This is a genomic window from Crenothrix polyspora (assembly GCF_900163755.1).
In the GTDB taxonomy this organism is placed as follows: domain Bacteria; phylum Pseudomonadota; class Gammaproteobacteria; order Methylococcales; family Methylomonadaceae; genus Crenothrix; species Crenothrix polyspora.
On record NZ_FUKI01000001.1, the window covers coordinates 38,853 to 61,963 of the forward strand.

The 23,111-nt window shown below is 44.1% G+C and carries 32 protein-coding genes and 2 tRNA genes; 22 read left to right on the plus strand and 12 right to left on the minus strand.

The features are described from left to right. Positions 1-56: 56 nt before the first annotated feature. A complete protein-coding gene (locus CRENPOLYSF2_RS00130; protein WP_087141950.1) occupies positions 57-605 on the plus strand; it encodes a hypothetical protein in 549 nt (182 codons plus the stop codon). A gap of 190 nt (positions 606-795) precedes the next feature. On the opposite strand, the gene CRENPOLYSF2_RS00135 is transcribed toward CRENPOLYSF2_RS00130, so the two are convergent. Continuing rightward, entirely contained in the window at positions 796-1,674 is an 879-nt protein-coding gene (locus tag CRENPOLYSF2_RS00135; protein WP_217884042.1) for a peptidylprolyl isomerase, read from the minus strand. A gap of 200 nt (positions 1,675-1,874) precedes the next feature. On the opposite strand from CRENPOLYSF2_RS00135, the gene CRENPOLYSF2_RS00140 reads away from it, so the two are divergent. The 3 genes from CRENPOLYSF2_RS00140 to CRENPOLYSF2_RS00150 all read left to right on the plus strand — a co-directional run bounded on the left by CRENPOLYSF2_RS00140 (position 1,875) and on the right by CRENPOLYSF2_RS00150 (position 4,720). After that, positions 1,875-1,950 (plus strand) — tRNA-Phe (locus CRENPOLYSF2_RS00140). 26 nt (positions 1,951-1,976) lie between these two features. Beyond that, positions 1,977-2,052: transfer RNA gene (locus tag CRENPOLYSF2_RS00145), tRNA-Phe, on the plus strand. A gap of 319 nt (positions 2,053-2,371) precedes the next feature. Continuing rightward, positions 2,372-4,720 carry a zinc-dependent metalloprotease family protein gene (locus CRENPOLYSF2_RS00150; protein WP_087141951.1) on the plus strand — a complete coding sequence of 783 codons (2,349 nt, stop codon included), beginning with the start codon at positions 2,372-2,374 and terminating at the stop codon, positions 4,718-4,720. A gap of 358 nt (positions 4,721-5,078) precedes the next feature. Here the strand turns inward: CRENPOLYSF2_RS00150 and mobA are convergent, their stop codons facing one another. Further along, entirely contained in the window at positions 5,079-5,702 is a 624-nt protein-coding gene (gene mobA, locus CRENPOLYSF2_RS00155) for a molybdenum cofactor guanylyltransferase MobA (protein ID WP_245807834.1), read from the minus strand. 237 nt (positions 5,703-5,939) lie between these two features. Here mobA and CRENPOLYSF2_RS00160 point away from each other — a divergent pair, with 237 nt between their 5' ends. Together CRENPOLYSF2_RS00160 and CRENPOLYSF2_RS00165 are read left to right on the plus strand one after the other, a co-directional pair. After that, positions 5,940-6,524, plus strand: coding sequence for a beta-class carbonic anhydrase (locus CRENPOLYSF2_RS00160; protein ID WP_087141953.1), 585 nt, complete (start codon positions 5,940-5,942; stop codon positions 6,522-6,524). A 154-nt stretch (positions 6,525-6,678) separates the two neighbouring features. Then, a complete protein-coding gene (locus CRENPOLYSF2_RS00165) occupies positions 6,679-7,068 on the plus strand; it encodes a hypothetical protein (protein ID WP_087141954.1) in 390 nt (129 codons plus the stop codon). A gap of 101 nt (positions 7,069-7,169) precedes the next feature. Here the strand turns inward: CRENPOLYSF2_RS00165 and CRENPOLYSF2_RS00170 are convergent, their stop codons facing one another. Together CRENPOLYSF2_RS00170 and CRENPOLYSF2_RS00175 are read right to left on the minus strand one after the other, a co-directional pair. Next, positions 7,170-7,556: a hypothetical protein gene (locus CRENPOLYSF2_RS00170; RefSeq protein ID WP_087141955.1), complete on the minus strand. Its 387-nt coding sequence runs from the start codon at positions 7,554-7,556 to the stop codon at positions 7,170-7,172. Positions 7,557-7,978: 422 nt separating this feature from the next. Next, a complete protein-coding gene (locus CRENPOLYSF2_RS00175; protein WP_087141956.1) occupies positions 7,979-8,380 on the minus strand; it encodes a hypothetical protein in 402 nt (133 codons plus the stop codon). A gap of 736 nt (positions 8,381-9,116) precedes the next feature. On the opposite strand from CRENPOLYSF2_RS00175, the gene CRENPOLYSF2_RS00180 reads away from it, so the two are divergent. The 7 genes from CRENPOLYSF2_RS00180 (at position 9,117) to CRENPOLYSF2_RS00210 (ending at position 13,724) form a co-directional block, all read left to right on the plus strand. Further along, the gene (locus CRENPOLYSF2_RS00180) at positions 9,117-9,407 is read left to right on the plus strand and encodes a type II toxin-antitoxin system Phd/YefM family antitoxin (RefSeq protein ID WP_087141957.1); all 291 of its coding nucleotides are present in this window, start codon (positions 9,117-9,119) and stop codon (positions 9,405-9,407) included. Continuing rightward, entirely contained in the window at positions 9,397-9,825 is a 429-nt protein-coding gene (locus tag CRENPOLYSF2_RS00185) for a putative toxin-antitoxin system toxin component, PIN family (protein WP_087141958.1), read from the plus strand. The genes CRENPOLYSF2_RS00180 and CRENPOLYSF2_RS00185 overlap by 11 nt, the downstream gene beginning before the upstream one ends. A gap of 1,451 nt (positions 9,826-11,276) precedes the next feature. Continuing rightward, positions 11,277-12,470 (plus strand): hypothetical protein, encoded by a 1,194-nt coding sequence (locus CRENPOLYSF2_RS00190; protein ID WP_087141959.1) that lies wholly within the window; start codon positions 11,277-11,279, stop codon positions 12,468-12,470. Positions 12,471-12,558: 88 nt separating this feature from the next. Next, positions 12,559-12,744, plus strand: a complete 186-nt coding sequence (locus CRENPOLYSF2_RS00195) for a hypothetical protein (RefSeq protein WP_087141960.1) — start codon at positions 12,559-12,561, stop codon at positions 12,742-12,744. A 95-nt stretch (positions 12,745-12,839) separates the two neighbouring features. Beyond that, the gene (locus tag CRENPOLYSF2_RS00200) at positions 12,840-13,070 is read left to right on the plus strand and encodes a hypothetical protein (protein ID WP_087141961.1); all 231 of its coding nucleotides are present in this window, start codon (positions 12,840-12,842) and stop codon (positions 13,068-13,070) included. Positions 13,071-13,198: 128 nt separating this feature from the next. Beyond that, positions 13,199-13,450, plus strand: a complete 252-nt coding sequence (locus CRENPOLYSF2_RS00205; RefSeq protein ID WP_087141962.1) for a ribbon-helix-helix domain-containing protein — start codon at positions 13,199-13,201, stop codon at positions 13,448-13,450. Then, complete coding sequence (locus tag CRENPOLYSF2_RS00210; protein ID WP_087141963.1) at positions 13,437-13,724, plus strand: type II toxin-antitoxin system RelE/ParE family toxin; 288 nt, start codon at positions 13,437-13,439, stop codon at positions 13,722-13,724. The genes CRENPOLYSF2_RS00205 and CRENPOLYSF2_RS00210 overlap by 14 nt, the downstream gene beginning before the upstream one ends. 157 nt (positions 13,725-13,881) lie before the next feature. On the opposite strand, the gene CRENPOLYSF2_RS00215 is transcribed toward CRENPOLYSF2_RS00210, so the two are convergent. The 3 genes from CRENPOLYSF2_RS00215 to CRENPOLYSF2_RS19065 are packed head-to-tail and all read right to left on the minus strand — an operon-like array spanning position 13,882 to position 14,565. After that, positions 13,882-14,130 (minus strand): hypothetical protein, encoded by a 249-nt coding sequence (locus tag CRENPOLYSF2_RS00215; protein ID WP_087141964.1) that lies wholly within the window; start codon positions 14,128-14,130, stop codon positions 13,882-13,884. Next, on the minus strand, positions 14,117-14,359 hold the full coding sequence (locus tag CRENPOLYSF2_RS00220) for a BrnT family toxin (RefSeq protein WP_336469707.1): 243 nt from the start codon (positions 14,357-14,359) through the stop codon (positions 14,117-14,119). Before CRENPOLYSF2_RS00220 ends, CRENPOLYSF2_RS00215 begins: the two co-directional genes overlap by 14 nt. Next, positions 14,287-14,565, minus strand: coding sequence for a hypothetical protein (locus CRENPOLYSF2_RS19065; RefSeq protein ID WP_245807835.1), 279 nt, complete (start codon positions 14,563-14,565; stop codon positions 14,287-14,289). The genes CRENPOLYSF2_RS00220 and CRENPOLYSF2_RS19065 overlap by 73 nt, the downstream gene beginning before the upstream one ends. Before the next feature lie 80 nt (positions 14,566-14,645). On the opposite strand from CRENPOLYSF2_RS19065, the gene CRENPOLYSF2_RS00225 reads away from it, so the two are divergent. Beyond that, positions 14,646-15,068, plus strand: a complete 423-nt coding sequence (locus CRENPOLYSF2_RS00225; protein WP_087141965.1) for a putative toxin-antitoxin system toxin component, PIN family — start codon at positions 14,646-14,648, stop codon at positions 15,066-15,068. Then, positions 15,065-15,292, plus strand: a complete 228-nt coding sequence (locus tag CRENPOLYSF2_RS00230) for a toxin-antitoxin system HicB family antitoxin (RefSeq protein WP_087141966.1) — start codon at positions 15,065-15,067, stop codon at positions 15,290-15,292. Before CRENPOLYSF2_RS00225 ends, CRENPOLYSF2_RS00230 begins: the two co-directional genes overlap by 4 nt. A 110-nt stretch (positions 15,293-15,402) precedes the next feature. Here the strand turns inward: CRENPOLYSF2_RS00230 and CRENPOLYSF2_RS00235 are convergent, their stop codons facing one another. Next, entirely contained in the window at positions 15,403-15,693 is a 291-nt protein-coding gene (locus CRENPOLYSF2_RS00235; RefSeq protein WP_087141967.1) for a type II toxin-antitoxin system RelE family toxin, read from the minus strand. Then, the gene (locus CRENPOLYSF2_RS00240) at positions 15,683-15,931 is read right to left on the minus strand and encodes a type II toxin-antitoxin system Phd/YefM family antitoxin (protein ID WP_087141968.1); all 249 of its coding nucleotides are present in this window, start codon (positions 15,929-15,931) and stop codon (positions 15,683-15,685) included. The genes CRENPOLYSF2_RS00235 and CRENPOLYSF2_RS00240 overlap by 11 nt, the downstream gene beginning before the upstream one ends. A gap of 473 nt (positions 15,932-16,404) precedes the next feature. On the opposite strand from CRENPOLYSF2_RS00240, the gene CRENPOLYSF2_RS00245 reads away from it, so the two are divergent. From CRENPOLYSF2_RS00245 to CRENPOLYSF2_RS18680, 3 genes are all read left to right on the plus strand, one after another. Next, a complete protein-coding gene (locus CRENPOLYSF2_RS00245; protein ID WP_087141969.1) occupies positions 16,405-16,641 on the plus strand; it encodes an antitoxin in 237 nt (78 codons plus the stop codon). A 195-nt stretch (positions 16,642-16,836) separates the two neighbouring features. Beyond that, positions 16,837-17,058, plus strand: a complete 222-nt coding sequence (locus tag CRENPOLYSF2_RS19400) for a PIN domain-containing protein (RefSeq protein ID WP_336469708.1) — start codon at positions 16,837-16,839, stop codon at positions 17,056-17,058. 67 nt (positions 17,059-17,125) lie between these two features. Then, entirely contained in the window at positions 17,126-17,278 is a 153-nt protein-coding gene (locus tag CRENPOLYSF2_RS18680) for a hypothetical protein (RefSeq protein ID WP_176370977.1), read from the plus strand. 80 nt (positions 17,279-17,358) lie between these two features. Here CRENPOLYSF2_RS18680 and CRENPOLYSF2_RS00255 read toward each other — a convergent pair whose 3' ends face one another. Next, positions 17,359-18,162: a formylglycine-generating enzyme family protein gene (locus CRENPOLYSF2_RS00255; RefSeq protein WP_087141970.1), complete on the minus strand. Its 804-nt coding sequence runs from the start codon at positions 18,160-18,162 to the stop codon at positions 17,359-17,361. A 200-nt stretch (positions 18,163-18,362) separates the two neighbouring features. Here CRENPOLYSF2_RS00255 and CRENPOLYSF2_RS00260 point away from each other — a divergent pair, with 200 nt between their 5' ends. The 4 genes from CRENPOLYSF2_RS00260 to CRENPOLYSF2_RS00275 all read left to right on the plus strand — a co-directional run bounded on the left by CRENPOLYSF2_RS00260 (position 18,363) and on the right by CRENPOLYSF2_RS00275 (position 21,656). Continuing rightward, positions 18,363-18,854, plus strand: coding sequence for a TlpA family protein disulfide reductase (locus tag CRENPOLYSF2_RS00260; RefSeq protein ID WP_087141971.1), 492 nt, complete (start codon positions 18,363-18,365; stop codon positions 18,852-18,854). Continuing rightward, the gene (locus CRENPOLYSF2_RS00265) at positions 18,851-20,092 is read left to right on the plus strand and encodes an exo-alpha-sialidase (RefSeq protein WP_087141972.1); all 1,242 of its coding nucleotides are present in this window, start codon (positions 18,851-18,853) and stop codon (positions 20,090-20,092) included. The genes CRENPOLYSF2_RS00260 and CRENPOLYSF2_RS00265 overlap by 4 nt, the downstream gene beginning before the upstream one ends. Before the next feature lie 204 nt (positions 20,093-20,296). Continuing rightward, positions 20,297-20,809, plus strand: coding sequence for a Uma2 family endonuclease (locus tag CRENPOLYSF2_RS00270; protein WP_087141973.1), 513 nt, complete (start codon positions 20,297-20,299; stop codon positions 20,807-20,809). Positions 20,810-21,176: 367 nt separating this feature from the next. Then, the gene (locus CRENPOLYSF2_RS00275) at positions 21,177-21,656 is read left to right on the plus strand and encodes a nuclear transport factor 2 family protein (protein ID WP_176370978.1); all 480 of its coding nucleotides are present in this window, start codon (positions 21,177-21,179) and stop codon (positions 21,654-21,656) included. Positions 21,657-22,000: 344 nt separating this feature from the next. Here the strand turns inward: CRENPOLYSF2_RS00275 and CRENPOLYSF2_RS19070 are convergent, their stop codons facing one another. Then, positions 22,001-22,603, minus strand: a complete 603-nt coding sequence (locus CRENPOLYSF2_RS19070) for an IS1595 family transposase (RefSeq protein ID WP_245807836.1) — start codon at positions 22,601-22,603, stop codon at positions 22,001-22,003. A 101-nt stretch (positions 22,604-22,704) separates the two neighbouring features. Next, positions 22,705-22,860: a transposase gene (locus CRENPOLYSF2_RS19075; RefSeq protein ID WP_245807837.1), complete on the minus strand. Its 156-nt coding sequence runs from the start codon at positions 22,858-22,860 to the stop codon at positions 22,705-22,707. Positions 22,861-23,111 lie beyond the last annotated feature (251 nt).

Below are 23,111 nucleotides of genomic sequence, written 5' to 3' on the forward strand. Positions count from 1 at the left end.
ACACAGGCAACATGTTATTATAAGGCACTTTTTTTCTGTCCCGTTTTAGGAATATTATGCACGAACTTATTGAGGGTGAACTTTACCAGGCTTTGGAATACGCGAAAAGTGTCGATCAGCATCAAGGCCAACGTATTATTATTCAATTTGAAATTGATCAACCGCTGCTGTCACAAGCGATTTTTAATGCATTCCCTTCCATGATTGCTGAGCATAACGAGGAGCTATCGCACTTTTTTATGGATTTATGTTTTGAGATTATCTGCGTTTACCAAAAAGCATTTGGCAGTACACCACGCTTTAAAGATGATCCAACCTGGATGGAACGCCAAGCGGTATCATTTGATGACATATTGCAGCCAATGGCGGGTAAAACCAAAATTGATGCTAAGCAAAGCAATAAAATGAAAAAACTATTTTTTCAACCCAAAGAGGGCGAGATTATTCAACACGGCTTGGTGCAGTTTTTGAATGATTCCATTGATGACGATGCACAAGGTAATAATTACTCAAAGCCTGCGATTGAATTGACTAAATCCATGCTGTTTGTCACAGTGCGCTTATTCAGTAATTTGTATACTAATCACGTTAGGCTAGCTAGCTGATATTAAAACAATAGCTACCGCGTTTTCAACTTAGGACAGTTACAGCCACCGTTCGTGCTGAGCTTGTCGAAGCATGAACGGTACACTTCGACAAGCTCAGTGCGAACGATTACGCTGTAACTATTGAACTGTGAAAACGCTGTAACTGTCTCGCCAAGACAAAAAGCCACACAGTGACTGAAAGCACGTTTTACTGTGTAGTAGCGCCCACTTTATAAAATAATGCCGTACAGTTGTGATTACCCTTCTTGGTATTGATGTTGATTGTGCTAGCAAATCCTTGGCAATCACCGCGCCAGCCATTAAAATAAAAACCTTTTGCAGGTGTTGCGGTTAATTTTAAAGCGGCTCCCCTGGCTTGTGATTTTGTGCAGGCGCTGCCACATGCAATACCCGCTGGCTTACTGATCACCTTACCTTGGCCAATAACAGTAATGCGTGTGACTGCTAGCGCATCGTTAAGCGCAGCAGATAGGTAAACGTTATCTATGCTAATCACTTCTGATAAGGCGTTGTAGGCGTTGTCGTTGAAGTTGGCTAAATTGCTGATACCATCAACCACAGCCATCCCTTTTATAACCTTACCAAAAACAGCGTAACCTGCGGGATTATTTTTATTGACCTGATAATCTAAAAAGGTTTTATTTTTGTCCGCTAAGTTAATAAAAAATTGTGATGTCGCGGTATTAGCGCCTTGCGGGTCTTTAGGATCCGATGAGTTAGAAAGACGCGCCATTGCAATAGTGCCTCTTACGTTACTTAAGCCGTTGCTGGCTTCGTTTATAATCGGCGCATGTGTTTGTTTTTGCAAACCAGTGGCCTTATCAAAACCGCCGCCTTGTGCGACAAAACCTTTAATAACTCGGTGTATTAGGGTATTTTTGTAAAAGCCACTTTGTGCATAATCAATAAAATTTTTCGAACTAATAGGTGCTTTTCCATGATCTAACTGGAGGGTAACAGTGCCTTGCGTGGTTTGTAGCTCAACAATATTAAAAGGCGCACCGCTTACAGTGTGATTAAAAAACGCAAGTGCTGGCACTAAAAGTAAAAAAGACGGTTTACGCACGGGAATTCCTATTAAGCATAATTAAAGGGGATGTTGTCTGTGTGTTTTTACAGTTTAAAGTATAGTCTAAACATGCGCTGCCAATTTTCTTACTTGGATTGTGTTTTGAATAGATTTAATCTCACCGCCCTACTATTCAGTAATGTTTTTTTTGATTAAAAATGGATTACCAAGTATACTAGCCAGCTTTGTAGAGACGCGCCCAGGTAGCTCAGTCGGTAGAGCAAAGGATTGAAAATCCTTGTGTCGACGGTTCGATTCCGCCCCTGGGCACCATCTTACAATGTGTACTGCTAAAAAATGCCCAGGTAGCTCAGTCGGTAGAGCAAAGGATTGAAAATCCTTGTGTCGACGGTTCGATTCCGCCCCTGGGCACCATTCATTTACATCCCCTTATTTTTCCAGCGTTTGCATCCTTAAAACGCACGATATACACCCGCCTTATCTTTTCTTTATCTGATTTTGTTAAGCGCCGTATTACGCGCGTTTTTTAACGGTATTTCCATTGCCTGCAATGCGGCCAAAAGCTGTTATCAAATGATACATTCGGCACAGCCCATATAATAATACAACTCATAAATATAAATAAATTTTATATATCAACAAGATATGATTTATTATGTAAGATAAATAGACAACTATTCTCGATTAACTTACCATTTGAATTCCCCAGCTCAGCCGCTATGGTTACACCAAAATGAGAAAGTATCGAGTTACATCCCAATTATTAATTTTTGCTATCAGCGCAATGCCATTGGCAGCCTTATCAAGGCCTGCTAACGTTAAGCATTTTGGTAGAAATTCACCGTTTAAAATTGCTGATTTGCCAGCAAGCCGCGTAAAATCAAGTTTACAGGCACTGCCAGCAGCGACCCAAGAAAAAGCATTAACACGGCTACATAGGTTTTCTTTTACAGCAGCAGATTTACCGTATTTAAATATAGACTCCAAAGGCGCAGCTTTTTACAGCGATACGTTTTTACCAGAACCGACTGCAAAAAATACTGCGGCAGCGTCGGGTTTTGTACATGCACCACAACCCATTAGTGCTGCGGATGCGTTTGCTTTGCACAGCAAGCCCGGTGCCACTAAAGTGGTATATCTTGATTTTAACGGACATGTCATTAGCGGCACAGCATGGAACGATGCGACACATCCATCATACAAAGCCAAGCCTTACGATACCGATAACGCTCTCGATACGTTTAGTAGCACTGAATTAAGTGCAATCCACGAAATATGGCATCGTATTGCTGAAGACTATGCGGCTTTTAATGTTGACGTGACCACGCAAGAGCCGGTTAATTTTGGCCCCACAGTAGGCAGAGTTTTAATTACTCACAGTACAGATCGCGATGGCCAGATTATGCCATCTTCCACCGGTGGTGGCATCGCTTATGTTGGCGTTTGGGGAGACAGTGATTATGCAAGTACACATTCGCCGGCAATGGTTTTCTACAATCATTTAGGCCCTGGATATTCGCCTTTTATTGCAGAAGCGGCTTCTCATGAAATGGGGCACAACCTTGGACTCAACCATGATGGCACTTCAGTACTTGGTTATTACAAAGGGCATGGTGATGGCTTAGTATCGTGGGGTGCGATTATGGGCAACAGTTATAGTCAAAATGTAACTCAATGGAGTAAAGGCGAGTATGCAGATGCTAATAACCAACAAGACGATCTTAGTATCATCAGTAATTTACTAACTTACCGCACGGACGATCACAGCAATCTTTCAACGGGCGCTACCGCGCTACTGATTGATACAGCAGGTGCAATAACGGCGACTAATCCAGAAAATGACCCTTTTAATACCGCAACAAGCAATAAAGGTATTATTGAAACCCGCGATGATATTGATTATTTTAAATTTAATGCAGGCGACGGGGCATTACAAATTAATATTAACCCTACTTGGATAGCGTTTTTAAGATCTGATAATAGAGGCAGCAATTTAGATATTCAAGCAACGTTATACGACCAAAATGGTACACAAGTAACGCAAGTTGATCCTATCGATAATACCAATGCCGTCATTAACGCGACGGTGACAGCAGGAACATATTTTCTTGCTGTCGCCGGTGTGGGTAACTCGGTATCCCCTTATAGCGATTATGCCAGCCTAGGCGAGTATTTTATTTCGGGTACGATAACACCCGGTGTTCCAGCTGACACAACAGCACCGACACCCAATCCGATGACCTGGTCTATCTCGCCCAACGCAGGTGGCAGTAGCAATAGTATTAACATGACAGCTACAGTGGCAACCGACAATTCGGGTGGAGCTGTACAATATCAATTTATCTGCGTTTCCGGTGGACAAGGTTGCGTTACCAGTGCCTGGCAAGCATCTAACCAATACACAGCAACAAACTTGGCCGGCGCAACACCTTACAGTTATCAAGTAAAAGCCAAAGATGCGGCTAATAATGAAACCAGCGCATCTTTAAGTGTTTCGGCAAGCACCATGCCGGTAGATAACACGCCGCCTACACCAAATCCTATGAAATGGCAGCTAAAACCCAATGCCGGCCAAAGTAGCACCAGTATCACAATGACGGCAGTGCTGGCAAAAGATACGCCCAGTAGCGCTATAGCGTATAAGTTTGTCTGTGTGTCAGGTGGGAAAAATTGTGTCGACAGCAGTTGGCAGTCCACCAACCAATACAACGCTACGGACTTATCGCCTGCAACAAAATACACGTTTAAAGTTAAAGCTAAAGATGCCTCCGGTAATGAGACAGCTCTATCGGCAGCTGGGTTGGCAACAACCAAGCAGGCAGCGCCATTAGCACCAACAAATTTAACAGGTAGTCGCTTAACGGCTACAAAAACTAATTTGACTTGGGGCGCTATTAGTAATGCAACACGCTATGAAATATGGCGTTGTACAGTTGCCGGTAGTGTGTGTAACTACAGTCGCACGGCCACAGCAAATGTAAACGCATACAACGGCGTTGCCCCCACTTCTACTGTACGCTATAAAGTGAGGGCGACTAATACAGCAGGATCATCTGCCTTTAGTAATGAATTGAATTTATAGCTTATACAGCGTTTTCAACTTAGGAACGTGCATGAAATAACTTGAACAACTTAAACGCCACCACCGTTCGTGCTGAGCTTGTCGAAGCATGAACGGCACACTTCGACAAGCTCAGTGCGAACGGTTACGCTGTAACTATTGAACTGTGAAAACACTGTATTATTGTGGCAGATACTTTAGTCTCGATTTTTTTCGGCTAAAGCCTCTGCCGCGCAGTTCAAAAATATTTCGATCAACTACTTACTGCTCATGAGAAACGGTTACAGTAAGCTTTAGACTCACATTTTTAAAAACACCGCGTCAACATTACGATTAGATACCTAATTTTTGTGTGTAAAAATGCTTTAGCTATATCAACTTACTTCAAAATAATATGGCTGTACGCCCTTTCTAACTGTGCAAGTTCATTTAACGTATTCAGGTTGGTGAATATATCGGCTTCAGCGCTAAAATCTACACGACTAATAGAATGCTGCGCTAACCAGTCGCCCACTTTACGCTGGCCACTGGCTAAAAACTCACCTAGATTTTCGCGCAAGCCAGTACGCACCGCAAAAAACACCGGGTGCAACTGTGTGCCATCGCTTGCAACGGTGAGGATGCTTTGCGTGCTTAGCTGCTGTTGCAATAAGCGCTCAACATGGTTGGCGGCAATTAATGGGCAATCACACGGCATTACAATTAGCTGATCAGCATCGGTTTTAAGCAGGGCGGCATACACACCGGCTAAAGGCCCGTCGTAGCTGTCGGTCGTGTCGCTAACCACTGGCCAGCCAAAGTGTTGATAGGTGTTCAAATTGCGATTGGCATTAATAATTAACTGATCAACAACCGGTGCCAGCGCAGCAATGGCGTAACAAATTAAAGCTTTATCTCTGTACGCAACAAGGCCTTTGTCTTGGTACGCCATGCGGGTAGCACGACCTCCGGCAAGAATAACGCCTGCTGTTTTTGATTGATAATGATTGGATTTTGAACTCACGTTAAGCTAGGTTGTCCAAGTGGGTTAACTGATGCAGATCATACCTAAACGTGGCGTATCTGTCCGCTTGTTTCTACTTTATGTAAATCAGTTATAGCACTATAGGCTATTTAAAAGGCCGTGTTAATGCGGTAGAATCCGTCATCCCAGTTGTTTTGCACATGGCAGTTTAGCAAACGGCGTGAGGATACAGTAGTTGGTGACATTAAAAAATAATAACGAGAGGAGTTAAACGTTGTGAGCAAAATTTTAGATGAAGTATTAGCGGCTAACCAAGCCTATGTAGCGGATTTTGGCGATAAAGGCGAGTTGGCATTGCCACCCGCCAGAAGCTTTGCCATTTTAACCTGTATGGATGCACGCTTAGATCCTGCTAAATATGCCGGGCTGTCAGAGGGCGATGCCCATGTCATCCGTAATGCGGGTGGTCGTGCTAGCGATGACGCGATTCGTTCATTGGTTATTTCTTACAAATTATTAGGTACCCGTGAGTGGTTTATTATTCATCATACCAATTGCGGTATGGAATTATTTACCGATGAAATCATGCGCCGTTTGTTAAATAGCAGCTTAAAAACCGCGTCTATTGATGCAGAAGGTTGGCATGATTCCGGCGATGGCCCTGGCTCCGCAGAATGTAATTATATTGATTGGCTGACTATTAAAGATCAAGAATCCAGCGTATTGGAAGATGTCACACGGGTTAGAAATCACCCGTTAGTGCCTGGCAATATTCCTGTCTATGGCTATATCTACGATTGCAAAAGCGGTCGTTTGATAGAAGTGCCTGCGGCAACGGAAGCGGGTAAGGCTTGCTGCTAAGCCTTTGCAGTGCAACCATGTTGGCATTTAAGGTGCTAGCATGGTTGCCGTTTTGTGGACTTAATCTTGCCATTGAATGTGCGTAAGCGCAATCTAGCCGTTAAAATGGCTGACACTATTCGCCCTAGCGGCATTAACTGACTGATTGAGCTATATGAAAAAACCCTACACAGCCCTTATTTTAAGCGCGATTGCGCTTAACCTTGCCGCATGTGCCACCACAGCGATACCAGAAAAACCCACTGAACCAGCCAGCCAAGTAAATAATTATCCAACACGGGATCGTGTGGACTATGTTTTAAACTGTATAGCGGAACACGGCGGCTTAAATTATATTAGCCAATACGCCTGTGGCTGTAAAATTGACAAAATAGCCGAACAGATGAGCTTTGAAGCGTTCGATACCGCCAAAACATTTACTAATTTGCGTGGTGTGCCAGGAGAAAGTGGCGCGGCGTTTCGTGATCCGAAACAATCGAAGGATTTGAAGAAAAAACTGAAGGAAGTGGAAGCGTCTGCGGAAAAAAGCTGTTTTGTAAAATAACGAATGGCAGTTTTGCACAGAGTAATCAAACTAAAATAAAGCACTGAAGCCTCCTGATTGAGGTAAACTCAATCAGGATAGCGTGTATCAGGTTATAGCCGTTAAACCTGGCCGTGCAGTGCTTCAAAGGCTTTTTGTGCCTTTTCCAATTCTTGTTCAGCTTCTTGCAAAGAACTGGCTTTAGCATGTGTTTTAGCAGCTTTTAATATGTCGTTAGCTTTTGAACGATTTCTATCAACAACGTCATTGGCATTAACTTCTTTACTGGCATCCAGTGCCGCTTTAATCATTGGTGCAACGGCAGCACCATCTGAACCGCTTTTTATTGCGACGATAGCCGCTTTTATTTTACCGATAACCAAGTCAATAGCTTCATGAGGACCGTAAGCTATTCTGCCTTCATCCACTTCAGCCAAAGCGGCGGTTGAAAAACTGCCCATAGATGTGGCAATCAATAATGCTAATCCGAATTTTTTTAAAAGTTTCATAATTACAGTCCTAAAAATTAGGTGTTAGTTTAACTTACGTTTTTTATCTAAATTTACATCTATCTCGTAGCTTAAAGACGCACACAAAATAAGTTGAATACTTGAAAATACCAGTTTTGCTCGTACTGATCTTGTCGAAGCATCAACTTGCTCAAGTTTTTTATACGCGTTCCCTAGAAAGTTGCCGTTGCGCAACTAGTTGACATCCTCCCCGCGTTTAAGCACGGGGATTCCTTATTGCTAAGGAGTAAGCTTGCCTCGCGGCTTCTTGCTGGTTACTGTTGCCGGTGGCATTAATGCACCACTCGCTTGGCAGTCTAAGACGCGGTGTCCACGCGCCAGTACATTGATATAATAAGGAAATTGGATTACATCCTCGCCCTGAACGGCGGGACTTTACGCTTCACTTTGATAAAATGGTCTTACCAAGTACCGTGTGTGATCAAATATCTTAAGTCTTCAAATTTTGTTGTTGCTGTGGCAAGTTCTGCACTCGCTTCTGTCAAATTACCTTCTTTAGCGTGTTTTTTGGCAGATTTCAAGATGGTATTGGCTTTCATACGTGCATTGTCAACTTTATCATTTGCATTGATTTCTTTGCTAGCATGTAATGCTTCTAAAATCATGCCAGAAACCTCTTCTCCGCTCTTTTTCGCTGCGATGCCTTCTTCAGCTATTTTAATTTTAGCTTTTACTAAATCAATGGCTTCTTCAGGGCCGTAGGCTATTCTGCCTTCGTCAACCTCAGCCAGTACGGCGGTTGAAAAAGTACCCATAGAAGTTGCAATTAACACAGCCAATCCGAATTTTTTTAAAAATTTCATATTACAGTCCTAAAGTTGTTGCTATTTATTATTAAAGTTTTGTTAATGGCTTATATACCGACTCACATTTTATTCGTATTTTAAAAAATTGCAATCAAACAGTCATGTAAAACAAAGCAAGCCTGCATCTAAAATAGAGTTAAGAGCCGATTTAACACCACCTGTAGCGATAATCAATCGTACGTGTCAGATAAGATGAGGCTTATTAAGAGATTAATCAATTACATCTCATTCTAATAACGGTGAATCGAACTAAGCAGCCAGATTCGAGCCAGATTCTAGCATGAAAGAATGAATAAAAGCTGAATGTCTCGGCGTTGGTGCATAAATTGACAAATATGGCATTATATTGGTGTTGGTGCATAAATCATGGCTGTAACAACATGAAATAAAAAATATTTTAAATTTTAGAATATTCCTTTTTTTGCTGATTTTTGCGAAAAACAGCGTATTTTTCGTAAAAATTTAACTATAACAATATGATTTTTAAAAATATTATTTATGCACCAACGCCGGTAAAGGGGAAATGTCGGCATCAATTAATTTATGCACCAACGCCAATTTTCAGTGGCATTTTGAGGATGATATTGACAGTGCAGAGAAAATAACTTGATCGTATTGTTCCGTACTCTACGAATTGCGTCTTATAGCTTGTTTATAATGCTTATTTTGACATTATCCGTATAATATCTATAATGGCCATTATATTGATAATATAGTTATTTGGAGAGTTCCCATGCAAATTATTACTGCCCGTGATGCACAGACTAAATTCGGTCAATTTTCAAGAGAGGCACAGCGCGACACGGTGGTTGTCACCAGTCATGGGCAACCGGTTTTTTTAACCATTCCCGTTAAGATGACATCCAGCATTGCACGCTTGATTCGTGAGGTATCACCAAAAGATGGTATTGAGGCTAGCAATGAGCTACGCGAATTTTTTGGGCGCTTAAATGCCCAGCGGCCAGAGAATCCAATCTTAAGCGAAATGGAAGTTAGCAGCCTGATTAAGTCTAATGACGATTAAACCGTGTATTGTCTTTGATACCAATGCGCTCATTAGTGCGTTGATGTATCCTGCGTCAGTGAGTGCAACCGCACTAACGGAGGCGGTTAAGCAATTTCAATGGGTGGCTTCTGATGCTACGTGGTCAGAACTAGAAACTGTTTCAGCGCGTAAAAAATTTGCAAAGTACTGGACAGAGTATGACCGATTGATATTTCTGGCTAATTTAGCCAGTATGACAGACTTGCATGTCACGCAAAGCGTCATAGAAGCCTGTGTGGATAAGACGGATAATAAATTCCTTGAGCTTGCCGTAGATACAAACGCTGTGGTCATTGTCAGTGGTGATGCCCATTTGCGCACGATGCACCCGTTTCGGCATATCTCAATTATTTCGCCTGGCGAATTTTTAAGTTTTGTTAGGACACCCATCTCCTGAATGTGATTGCGCCTTACCGCGTTGTGTTTGCGGTTTAAGCAATTATTAAAATTTTGCCTGAAGGTATGGGTTTCATTTCGTGTAATTATTCAAACCCTAGCTACAATATCTCCCCTCATTTTAGCCTTCTCCAAAAATAGGCCTTTTAAGGTAAAAGTGTGAAATATTACCACTCCAGTTGGTTATTATTTTGCGTTTTTAGCTATTTTACGGCGAGTGTTAAAAAAACTTACAACTCTTAATTATAAACTCTGTTTAAAACACGGCGTTTGTGTCAAATTTTGCGCGGCACTAAGACAATAAAACGAGTATTTAGTTCCATTTAATAAAATATTATTGTCAAATTAATTTACGACCTATTATTTGCGTAAATTATAAGTAGAAGTACGGATATTTATAAAAACTTTACAACTCTTACAAAAAATAACAATTTTTTGCAGAAATCACACTTTCCTTCCAGAACAAGCAATTTTTCAACCAAACATGTCAAGTCAGTTGTCAATAGCAGTCATACAAGCTAACTCATTCATTTTTAAATAAATTCCATCCTGTTTACAGAAAAAATATTTTTTTGACAACAGTTTGTCAATTAAGTTTACAGCTTGTGCTTATTAGTATTTTAACTAATTGATTTATAAAAAAATATAAATTGTAAAATTTTGGCACGGTTGCTGCTTTAAGATTAACTGTAAGGTATTAGACAACACAACCGTAAAATTTATAACCCGAAACAAACTACAGCACTATGACTTGTCAATTTAAAACCGCCGCGCATACTTTTTGCCAAGCCAAGCCAAGCCAAGCCAAGCCAAGCCAAGCCAAGCCAAGCCAACAATAATTTTCGGCTTGCCGCAACTGGCAGTCAAGCGGCAGCGTTCCCATTTCGTTTTAAAACACCCCTAAACCCGATGTCTGTTTTTGCAGGCATCGGGTTTTTTATGCCTTGTGTTTTGTGCCGGTGTTGGCGGGCTGACATCAAATATTGGGTTAACCGAAAAACGGTTAACCCAACTTACTGGAAACACTTCCCCAGTGAATAGGAGGTGACATTATTACTTTTAAACGAGGAAATACTATGAAAATCGTAAAACTATTAGCAGGTTCAATGCTTGCTGTCCTGCTTCTAAATAGTGCGGCAGCATTTGCTGGACCACCACCTAAGCGGCCGAACGTGCCGCCGATTAACGTGCCACCGCCGCCAGTGCGTTAATTTAATTTTCCATAGGAGCTGCGGAATCCTGGATTTTGTGTTCTGGATTCTGCGTTGCTACAGATTGACGCGTAGCCAATGCCTTACGCAATAAACCCGGCTATAGGCATTATGCCCCACCTATGGCCGGGCGAATAATCAACGGGGCGAAAGGCTTGGCTAAAAGTGAAGATGAAATGGAAGGCATACGTCAAGTCGAACTAATAACCCACTAAATCCACTGACTTTTGGAGTCATGCTTATGTACAAACATAGATTACCAAGATTGCTCATATTCGCCATTGGCATCTTGCTAAGTGGCAGGGGGCAGTTTGTATTGGCTTTACCTGCTGTACCAACCGATGCTTGCGCATTGCCTGAGAAACCAGCAGGTAGCCCGGAAGAAACCGCCTGGCAGATTTTCGTTGCGATAAATTGCAAAGTGGCGAATCAGCAACTCACTTGGGAAACCTGGAAAACACAGGCGTGTTTGAATAACCCAGCTGATTGTAATGTTCGCCGTCTTCACGGCAGCGTACTTCGCGCAGCAAATACCAAAGAGAGTACATCTCACCATCCACGGCGCACAGGGGCATGCTCAGCAATGACTACGAAGGATACAGCGGATCCATCGTTAGCGCCCTTCGTGCCAGCAAACCTCAATGAAAAGGAAAAGGAAAAGCCTCAGTTTTGCGAAGAAGTCACCATCAATGCCAGTGAAGAAGCCTATGCAACACGCAAAGGCTTACTAACAAATGCAGGTCAGATGACCTTTCTGCAATCCGGTGGCACAATTAGTTTCCCCACGGGTGCAGTTGAGGTCAAAGCCGACTGGGTTGCAGCGTCGTCTTATAACGGATCAGTGACCTTCGACTGCAAGTCGCCGAATACCACTACGATCTATCAAGAGAAAATCGGCGACATCTGTTACGCACTGACTGGCATGCATATCAGTTCTAAACTTTATCCAAAATGGCTATGGGCAACATTTGAACCGCAAAACAAAGCCACAAACCCCAATCGCTGCAATCCGGATCTTTACAACGTATGTTATGACCCTTGGGGTTCAGTTCCCGCTAAGTCTAAAGGTAAAAAAACAAAGATATCGCTAGAGCTTGCAGCGTTATTTGACAAGGCAGGTACAGCACTCGATCCATCGTTCAGGAACTATCGCCTAGTCGGCACCCAGACAGCTTTCGATCAACCGGCTGTCAGTCACGCCAATCTGGGCAATTCCTTTGTTGAATTCAACGCTGGAGTTAAACCTGGGCAGGCTTCATGTATCACTTGTCACAATTACGCCCAGCGGGCTATCTCTGGAGCGGCAGCAGGTTCTACACCTGGAGGACTCCCGCCAGACGGATCGGCAGCTGTAGACAACCCAACGCCGCTACCAACTACGTATAAATCACTTGATTTCTCGTGGCTGCTTGGGTTAGGTGTGCCGTCGCAATAGATAAGGCTTGGGGCATCCCGGCTAAGAACTGGAACTACCTCCCCAGTAAATAGGAGGTGACATTATTACTTTTAATTGAGGAAATACTATGAAATTTGCAAAACTATTATCAGGCGCGTTGCTTGTTGTACTGTTTTTAAATACTGCGGCAGTATTTGCTGCTCCACCATCACAACCAGACAGGGCGGCGGCAAAGGCGGCGGCAAAGGCGGCGGCAAAGGCGGCGGCGAAAGCAGAGATGAGGAAGCGACTCCACCCCCCGAAAGTGCGATAGCAAATCATTTTGCGTGGCTTGAATTTGGAATAACCACCCTAATCCAATAGGTGGTAACAATGTGACAATATCACTTTTTTAACCGAGGAAATATTATGAAATACACAAAACTTTTAACCACCGCACTGTTTGCCGCCATGCTTTTAAACACTGGACTGGTAGCCGCTGAAGAAGCTGCACCTGCACTAACGCCGGAAGAGCAAGCGCAGATAGAAGCACAGGCGGTAACAGAGGCAGCAGCGGAGATTAGAGCAGAGACCGCATCGGCATCCCCAGAAGAAAAAGCCAAAGTAGAAGAAGCCATTAAAGCGGTGGAAGCGCAATAATAGCATTGCCCAGGGTGGGCACAGGTTGGTTTGTGCCCATCCTACTGCATGATTTCTATTTTTTACCTTTCTTAGCTGCGTTTTTGGTGTAAAATTGCACCAAAAACGCACCTAAAACGGAGGGTATAATGACACGACAAAGCATTTCTTTTTCTGCACCTAACGATCAATGGTTGAACAATCTGCTTGAGCGCGAGGAATATGCCAGCAAAAGCGAGATTGTAAACGACTTGATAAGAAAGGCACGGGCACAACAAAGCGAGATTGAACTGATACGCGCCAAACTGATGGCATCCGAAAAAAGCGGCTTTATTACCCAAACCCGTGAGGAAATCCGCGCAGAATTTAAGGCAGAGCTACGGCGTAATGGCGAACTATAAAATCACCGAGGCCGCAAAAGAAGACCTTAGACGCATCTACCAGCGGGGATTTCGAGAATATGGCGAAGCCCAGGCCGATAAATATTACGATGCCCTTTTTGCTCGCTTTGAGCAAATAGCGGAAAATCCATTTTTATATCAGTCTGTTGACCATATTCGAGAAGGTTATAGACGCAGCGTTTGTGGAGTGGATAGCATCTACTACCGTATTGTGAGTGACAGCGTAGAAATTATTAACGTCTTGGGGCGGCAAGATATTGGCGAAATCCTTTAACGCGTAAGGTAATTTAGCCGCGTAGGTTGGGTTGCCTGCTGTTTGGCAACCCAACACCATTGCACAATTATAATGTTGGGTTGGAACAGCACCAACCCAACCTACCATACTGACCTGGTGATTTTTTAGTGATGCACACGGTGTCTGATCCAGTACCTTAAAGCAATGGAGGATTATTTACCGATGAATCTACTTTAAGGGTCAAGTTAGTGGAACGCTTTGCTATTTCAATCAGGGAACGCAACGCAGCATTGACAGATTTAGCGTCTGGAAATGCAGCAATAACATCAGGTTCTAAACGAACCATGTCACCAAAGCTTTTACGTCCAGCTCCCGTTCTTCTTACTTGTAAGCTTTTTAGGTCGTATTCTGGCCGAAGCTCATCTTCAATTTCAATTTTGTTCATATGCTTTCCGTTCTGATTGTGTTGCTTCTCTTGCGCTAATTAACCGAATAACCTCGTTACGCTCCATATAGGAAATGAACAATAGCCTACCCTGATTAGATTCACCTATAAGAATATAACGATGCTCACCATAGGAATGATCGGGATCGTAAAAATCTACATAAAGCGGATCATTGAAAACCGTTTTGGCTTCTTCAAATGTGATGCCATGTTTAGAATAGTGGCAGATGCTTTATTTTTATCCCATTCATATTTCATAGAGAGATTATATTTGGCAGATGATGAAATATCTACACTAATTGTAACGAAAGCCAGCAATAAATTAATAAAACCGCGTAGGTTGGGTTGCCTGCTGTTTGGCAACCCAACCTCGTAACCTGTGGCATTTGGAATTTCAACAACGCGATTTGTGGGCACAGGTTGGTTTGTGCCCATCCTAAATACCTGCGTTGTTACAGATAATTTTGGCTTAGTTCAGTAGCTACTATGGTGGCAAATATGCTACCATTTTGAGCATGATTATTGTGATCGACACTAATATTATTGTGGCGGCTTGTATGGGAACCGGTTCTGCTGCCGAAGTGGTTGCGGCTTGTCTACGCAAAGACCATACGCCACTGATGGGCGCAGCCCTGTTTGCCGAATACAGCGATGTGGTTAACCGTGAAGACCTCTTCAAGACGTGTCACTTAAACAAAGCTGAACGCAACGAATTACTGGACATCTTTTTTGGCGTATGCCGTTGGACAGACATCTATTTCGGCTGGCGACCCAACCTAAAAGACGAAGCCGACAACCATTTGATTGAACTGGCCGTGGCAGGCCATGCCCAATGTATTGTGTCGCGGAATATCAAAGACTTAAAAAGCGGTGAATTGTTATTTCCCGACCTTTCCCTGCTGACACCCGAAGTGTTTTTACGAGGAGGCACTGCATGAACGCATTAACCCTGAGATTGCCAGAACAAAAACATCAACGCCTAAAGGCACTTGCCAAAAGCAAAGGCATGAGCGTCAACCATTTGCTGGATGAAGTCACCACCCTCATTTTGGCTGAGTTCGATTTAAAAACCCAGTTTGAAATTCGCGCCCAACGCGGGCAGGGCAAAGCCGAGCGTGGGCAAGAATTGTTGACCAAAGCCAAAACTGGATTTTTTGAATAGCCGCGTAGATTGGGTTGCACGCTTTTCGCAGCCCAACACATTGGGGCGTTGAATGTTGGGTTTACCAGAAACAGCAACAACCCAGCTGAGGTAACTGGTTGAAAGCCTGATCATTTGTCTAAGCGTGCAAGGGCAAGATCATACACAGCATTTTTGCTGCGTTGGCCAACCGCAATCACAGTGACGATGATGGTTTTATCGTCAACCTGATAAACCAAGCGGTAGCCCTGTTGACGCAGCTTAATTTTGTACAAGTTGGGTGCGCCCGTCAGCGCCGCAGAGGGCACATGCGGATTGTCGAGCCGCACTTTGAGCTTATTTTTAAATTGCTCTTTTAACGTGTGGCCTAGCTTATGCCACTCTTTAAGCGCCGATTTTTTAAATTCAAGTTCATAAGTCATCCAGCGAGACCTTAATGGATGCCTCTGTCGCCCGTGCTTGCACAATTTTTAGCAGCTCGGCATCGTCAATCAAGTCCATCATGGCTTGGTAGGCCGTTGCAGGCACACAATAAAACGCCGGTTCATTTCGGTTTAAAACCGCAATCGGCATCCCGTGACCACTGGCAACCACCTTCATCGGGTTGGCTTTCAATTCGGAGATGCTGGCGGCAATGTCAGTGAGGACATGAAAAGTCATGGTAGCGTACTCGCTTTAATTTAATGACCTAATAATAGGTCTTTTAACAGGTCTTGTAAAGATTTCATGCTGCACCAGGCAGCCTAGTGGCGCTTATAGCATGATCACGTTTAACTGAAAGAACCCAATGAAAACCACACCACGCATTAAATCAAATAGGATACCTCTGGCGATAATCACCGCTATGTTCGCGGTTTCCAACGCCAGTAGCGCTAAAGACTGCGGTGAAAAGCCGCGTAGGTTGGGTTGCCTGCTGTTTGGCAACCCAACACATGGGGAATAGTAAATGTTGGGGCACACGCTTTTCGCAACCCAACATATGGGACTGAATGTTGGGTTGCAACAGCACCAACCCAACCTACTCGTAACCCGTGACACTTGGAATTTCAACAACACTATTTCCTTTTTTGGACGCTTGACATGTTGAAAGCCGTGGCATATGCTCGTTCATATACCAATGATAGGGGATTGTCATGCACAACGAACGACATGTTAGCTTGTTCAGAAATGGCCGCAGCCAAGCGATACGAATTCCGCGCGATTTTGAACGGGAAGGCACCGAAGCGATCATCCGTAAGGAAGGCGACACACTGATTATTGAACCGGTCAGAAAAAAAAGCTTGAAGGAATTGCTGGCAACCTTGCCAAGGCTGGATGAAGATTTTCCCGACATAGTTGATCCGGTAGTCGAACCTGAAGATATTTTCTAAAATGGGCGATTATCGTTATTTGCTGGATACCAACATCGTCTCAGAGCTTGTGAAAAATCCTCAAGGTAGGCTGGCCGAAAAAATGCTGACTTCAGGATGGGAAAAATACAGTTGCACCAGCATTATTGTCGCGTGTGAATACGTTACGGTGCGGCTAAAAAGCAATCACCGAAGCTCACGTTTAATGTCGAGCAAATTCTCGCAAGCTTACCGATATTGCCTTTTCAAGATTCTGCGGACGTTACCTACGCAATCATCCGAGCCGATCTGGAGCGGAGAGGTTTGCCCATCGGTTGCCATGATTTATTGATTGCTGCCCATGCTTTTTCGCTAAATTTAATCGTGGTAACCGCAAATGAGCGGGAATTTTCTCGCATACCCGATTTAAAAGTGGAAAACTGGTTCAATGACTTATAACGCACTAAAGCTTGGCAGAATGGAAGCGATCCAACGATTATCATAAACGAAGTATTGCTGTAATGCGATGTACCGCCTCAAACAACTGTTTGGTAACAGCTTGGCTTCCCGTATTTTTGAAACACAGCAAACTGAAGTCCATGCCCGTGTCGCGGCGATGAACATTATGACCTGCCTGAGTATGCCGGTTTCGGTTCGGGTAGGGATAGCTCTGTCCTAAAAAAAGGGGGTAAGGGGAAATGTCGGCATCGATTAATTTATGCACCAATGCCGAATGTCTCTGTAAAATCAAGATAACGCTTAGTCGACCTGCCTGAGTAATCTAAAGCCAATATCGTTACTGCGCGTCATCGGCAAGCCACTAAAACGTACCGAAGAGCGTAGACTAATAGCATCACCCACCCAACTACCGCCACGGTACACCCGGTATTGGCCGGTGCTGGCACCTTCTGGATTTTTATTGGGACTTTGGCTGTAATAGCCAGGATCGTACCAGTCTTGCACCCATTCCCAGACATTGCCGTGCATATCGTGCAAACCCCAGGCGTTGGCTGTTTTCTGGCCAACTTCATGGGTATCGCCGCCGTAGCCTTTATTGCCAAACCAAGCGTAGTCGCCTAAAGTGCTGGCGCTATCGCCAAATGAATACAATGTGGTAGAACCTGCTCTGGCCGCGTATTCCCATTCCGCTTCGGTTGGTAGACGATAGTTCGTACCGCCTTCTTTGGCATTTAAGCGTTTAATAAATTCTTGTGCATCATTCCAGCTAACTTTTTCGACAGGTTTGAAATCGCCTTTAAATTTGCTGGGATTTTTCTCCATCAGTGCTTGCCATTGTTTTTGGGTAACTTCGGTTTCGCCCAAATAAAAGACTTTATCGATACACACTTTGTGGCTGGGCATTTCGGCTTTGCTGCTGGCCTGGGCTTCTTTTAGCGGCTGTTCTAACCCCATTTGAAAACAACCGGCTTCTATTTTAACAAAACCGATACCCAGAAAATTTTTGTGTTCGGCAGCGTGTAGTGGTTGAATAAACAGTGAGCTTGCCAGTAAACTTAAAAACAGGTTATTTGACGGTATTTTTATTTGATGTTGAGATTTCATAAACGCTCCGTAAGCTGTGACAGAAAAAGCATAAAATGACGGTTGTGCCGTGTTAACGTTTGGGGAATAAAAGAACTTCTGCCGTTAATGGTACACTAAGTAAAACACATTACAACTGCATTGCTACGCGGTATTATCAACCAGCAAGCAGGCTAGAACACCACAATTAACCCTGTTTTTGAACTACAGAGCAAACTGTTATGCGACTGAAAAAATTTGTTTTACCGCTATTCGTGTTTATGGCCGCGCAACATAACGCGGTACAGGCCGAACAAGCTATTTTAAAACCTTTTGTACTGGGCAGTTATCAACACCTAGTAACCGCTGCCAACAAACAGCCGTTTATGCTGGTGATCTGGTCAATGACCTGTTCATCTTGTTTAAAAGACATGGCTTTACTGAGTAAGCTGCATAAAAACAAACCTGATTTTAAAATGGTTATGTTAGCTACCGATGGCGCAGAAGCAGCCGCGCAAATTGAGGCTATTTTAGTTAAAAACAAGTTAACCACGGTTGAAAACTGGAATTATGCCGATGAAAACACACCAAAACTACAATATGAAATTGATTCTACCTGGTATGGCGAATTACCCAGAACCTATTTTTTTGATAAAGCCCAGCAGAGAATCGGTGTCAGTGGCGTGTTAACCGAAGCGGATTATTTGAGCCAATTTGAGAAAATAGTAAAATGAATCATCAACAAACAACGTGGCGTAAGACAAGGCGGCTAGCGTGTATTGTGGGTACGGTATTACTGAGTGCCTGTACCGAATTTACTGCTATGAATCCTGTGCAGCCTGCGATGACATCTTCCATAGATGCAGATCGTAGCAATGGCGGTTTAGGTTTTGCAGAAACTCGCTCCTTTGATGTGCTAGTGAATAAAAATCGTGTCCACTTGATTGCCATTGGCCTGTTATCTGCTGCAGATAAGCACGCTGTGGTGCGTTATGTGTATTCTGACGATGGTGGCCAGCACTGGTCGAAAGCCATCGATGTCATCACACCTAAACCGCCTTCAATGGTAACACGCGGTAACGATATTCAATTGGCCGTGTCCGGCAACAAATTAGTGGCTTTATGGCAAACTACCGGTGAAATTCCAGGCATGGGGCCAATGGTAAGCGTGTATTCACACGATGGCGGTAAAAGCTGGCAAGCCAGTAGCAACCCCGCCGCTAATAATGCCGGTGATCAATCGCATATAGATGTTGTGGCCACAGATAACGGCGCTTTCCATGCGGTGTGGCTGGATGATCGGGACGAGAACGGCTATCAAGGTGTGCGCTATGGTCGCTCGGATGATGGTGGTATGCACTGGCAAAAGAGTGTTACTTTGGATGATACGAGTTGTTCGTGTTGCTGGAATAAAATAACTGTGTCGCCCTCTGGTGCATTGAATGTGTTATACCGTGATATGGAAGTACGTGATATGACGCTTAGCCAGTCTTTGGATAATGGCGTTAGTTGGCAAAAATCGGTGCGTGTCGGTGATTTTGGCTGGAAGTTTGACGGTTGCCCGCATGTGGGTGGCGGCTTGGCATTTTCCAGCGCCAATATTATGCACAGTGTGGTGTGGACAGGTATTGAGCAAAAACAGGGCTTGTATTATCTGCGTTCAGTGGATGCGGGCAAGCTGTGGTCTGCGCCGGTTAAATTAGGTGATAGAGCCCTGCACGGTGATATTGCGGCACTGGGCGATCAGCGCGTGCGGGCAGTATGGGATGCAACCGGTCCAGACGGCAGCGCGGTGTCTTCCACACAATCTAAAGACGGCGGCTTAACGTGGGCGGATACCATTCAATGGTCGATTACCCGTCATAATGCGGTGCATCCGCGTATTGTGCCAACACAAAATGGCTTTTTACTGCTGTGGACTGAAAAACACGGTAAACGCGGCAGTCAATTAGTGACGGTGTTTGTGGAGTAATTCGGCTACCTTTTAGGCTGAACACGTTCTGTAGAACGCGTAGCTCGTAGGGTGGTGGTTTCGCGCCAGCAAACCGCCAACCGTCAATTAACGCGCAATACCAAACAAGCAAGCCACGTTGTGGCGGATTGCCTTTGGCGATTCACCTTACGAGTTAACTAGCAGCAACAGTAAGTGAGACCCATAAAAACAAGAGCTAACACCATGAATATCGCTGAAAAATTAAACCAAACATTTACCTACGCCGACTATAGTCAATGGCCTGACGAAGAGCGCTGGGAGCTTATTGATGGTGAAGCCTATGCCATGAGTGCCCCGCAGCGATTACACCAAGATATTGTATTTGAATTGGGGCGGCAGATAGGTAATTACCTACAAGGCAAGCCCTGCAAAGGCTATGTAGCACCTTTCGATGTTCGCCTGCCACGCAAAAATGAAACTAATGACAACATAAATACCGTGGTACAGCCGGATTTAAGTGTCATTTGTGACCCGTCAAAATTAGATAAATTAGGCTGTCTTGGCGCACCTGACTGGATAGTGGAAGTACTCTCGCCTTCCACGGCACTGAAAGACATGAATACCAAGCGTAGCCTTTACCAATTACACGGCGTACAGGAATATTGGATTATTCACCCAGAAGATCAATGGATTATGGTTTACAAACTGGATGACCAAGGACGTTACGCTATGCCGGATGTTTTTGGTATGAACTAACCCACACAAATACAGCACTTTCCTGATTTACTGATAGATTGGGCATTTATGGCAGATACTTAGGAACGCGCACGAAATAACTTGAGCAAGTTCATGCTTCGACAGGCTCAGCACGAACGGTGGTGGCGTTTAAGTTGTTCAAGTTATTTCATGCACGTTCCTTAACGCACAGCACCAAATGATAGCTGCCCAGTACTCAAGCAATATTTATGTGCCCGTTGCTGAAAATTTTGGAAGCGTAGTGTTAGCGTATAGGACGGTTTCGCGCCAGCAAACCACCAGTCGCCAATTAAGCTGCCATACCAAACAAGCAAGCCACGTTTTGACGAATCCACTTTACGAGTTTATTTTTACATAGGAATTTTTCATGACCATTAACCACGAACCCCGCCCGCCTTTTCCACCGTTTACACGCGAAACCGCTGCTCAAAAAGTCCGCATGGCGGAAGATGGCTGGAATAATCGTAATCCTGAGCGCGTTGCATTAGCTTATACAGTTGATAGCCAATGGCGTAACCGCGCGGAATTTTCGGTAGGCCGAGATCAAATCGTTGCATTCTTAACACGTAAATGGGCAACGGAACACGCGTATCGTTTAATTAAAGAATTATGGGCTTTTGACGGCCACCGTATCGCGGTGCGTTTTGCTTACGAATGGCACAATGACAGCGGTGACTGGTTCCGATCTTACGGTAATGAAAACTGGGAGTTTGACGAATACGGTTTAATGGCGCGTCGATATGCCAGCATTAACGATTTAGCGATTACAGCGGCGGAGCGTAAGTTTCATTGGCCACAAGGTCGTCGTCCAGATGATCATCCAAGCTTAACTGAGCTTGGGCTTTGAGAGTAGAAGAAGGTAATTCTACGCACTTTTGGCCACGATGCTTGGCCACAGTTGTTTTTGCTTTACCTGGGGATTGAAGCGAATGCCCTACTCAGATCAGTTTGATCCAATTTTTTAAGGCTCTTATTGAGTTTTGAGGACATGCGGCGGGCAGTAATAGTGCACCCAATAGTGCCCCTAATAATGCCTGCCCCCGCCGCCTAACATTATGAGTGAATTCAAAAAACCCCAGATAAAGGGGCAATTTTTCTTGAGAAACTCCCCGATGCGGACGTAGCCACGAACGTAATAGCGACCAAAAACCTTCCATTGTATTGACATACAGCGTTTTCACAGTTCAATAGTTATAGCGTAACCGTTCGCACTGAGCTTGTTGAAGTGTGCCGACCATGCTTCGACAAGCTCAGCACGAACGGTGACTGTAACTGTCCTAAGTTGAAAACGCTGTAAACTTCATGAAAGCCGTCGCCATCTTCATCACGGGCGTATTCCCCACGGCTATGGCAGACACTCTTGTGTTCGTAGCCCCAAGTGGGCAAAGCATGATAAATGCTGTATTCGTCTGTATTCACAAGGGTCCCTCGCTCAACGGTTGCTTTGATAATCGGTTCAATCGTTTTTTGTTTCACATCCGGCAGCATCGCAATACGTACTTCGCCACCTCGTTGTATCATGCCGAATATAGGCGGTTTTTCTTTTTCCAGTGTGCCCCGGCCACGAGCGCCTTTAAGCTTCCTACAGCGCGGCTTCCTCCCTTTGATTTTTTCAGGTTTGCCTTTGTGCCCAGCCACAATGTAGACTTCATCAAATTCCACGATACCGCTTAGCCGCACATCAATACGACGTTTGATAATGCCATCGCGTAAACGCTCTGCCATAGCCTGACTATCACTTTCGTTCAAGTTCAATTCCTCGGCAATCTGCTTGTTTGTGACGTTTAATGCCATCAAATAGGCATAAATGAACCAAACTGACAATGGCTGGGGCGACCCGCAAATATGGTCATTGTCAAATCATCAAACCGTTTCCCGCACTTTTTACAGGTGTATCAGCGACATGCTGGTTGCCGATGGTTCTTGCCGCGTTTATTAATATTATTGGACGTGCAGTGAGGGCAATCCACACCATGCGGCCAACGACTTTGTCTGATGGCATCGTAACATTTGTTTTCGTCTATAAGGTTGTTGATATTTAAGCAGTACATGGGTAATAAAACTTTAATTTTACCATGTCATCAAAAACCAATAAGAGCCGCCATATTTTATCCCATGAAGACAATGAAATGATGCGACCTGTTGAGGTTAAAAGACGCTAGTGGCATTGACCACAGGGTCGTCACCCAAATAATCATCCGAGTTTAACTGAGCTTGAGCTTTAGTTACAGCGCCCGTTAATGCGGGTGTGATTAAAAGTGCGGGGATTCTGTAGAATACCGTTATTTGTTTTGACAAAACC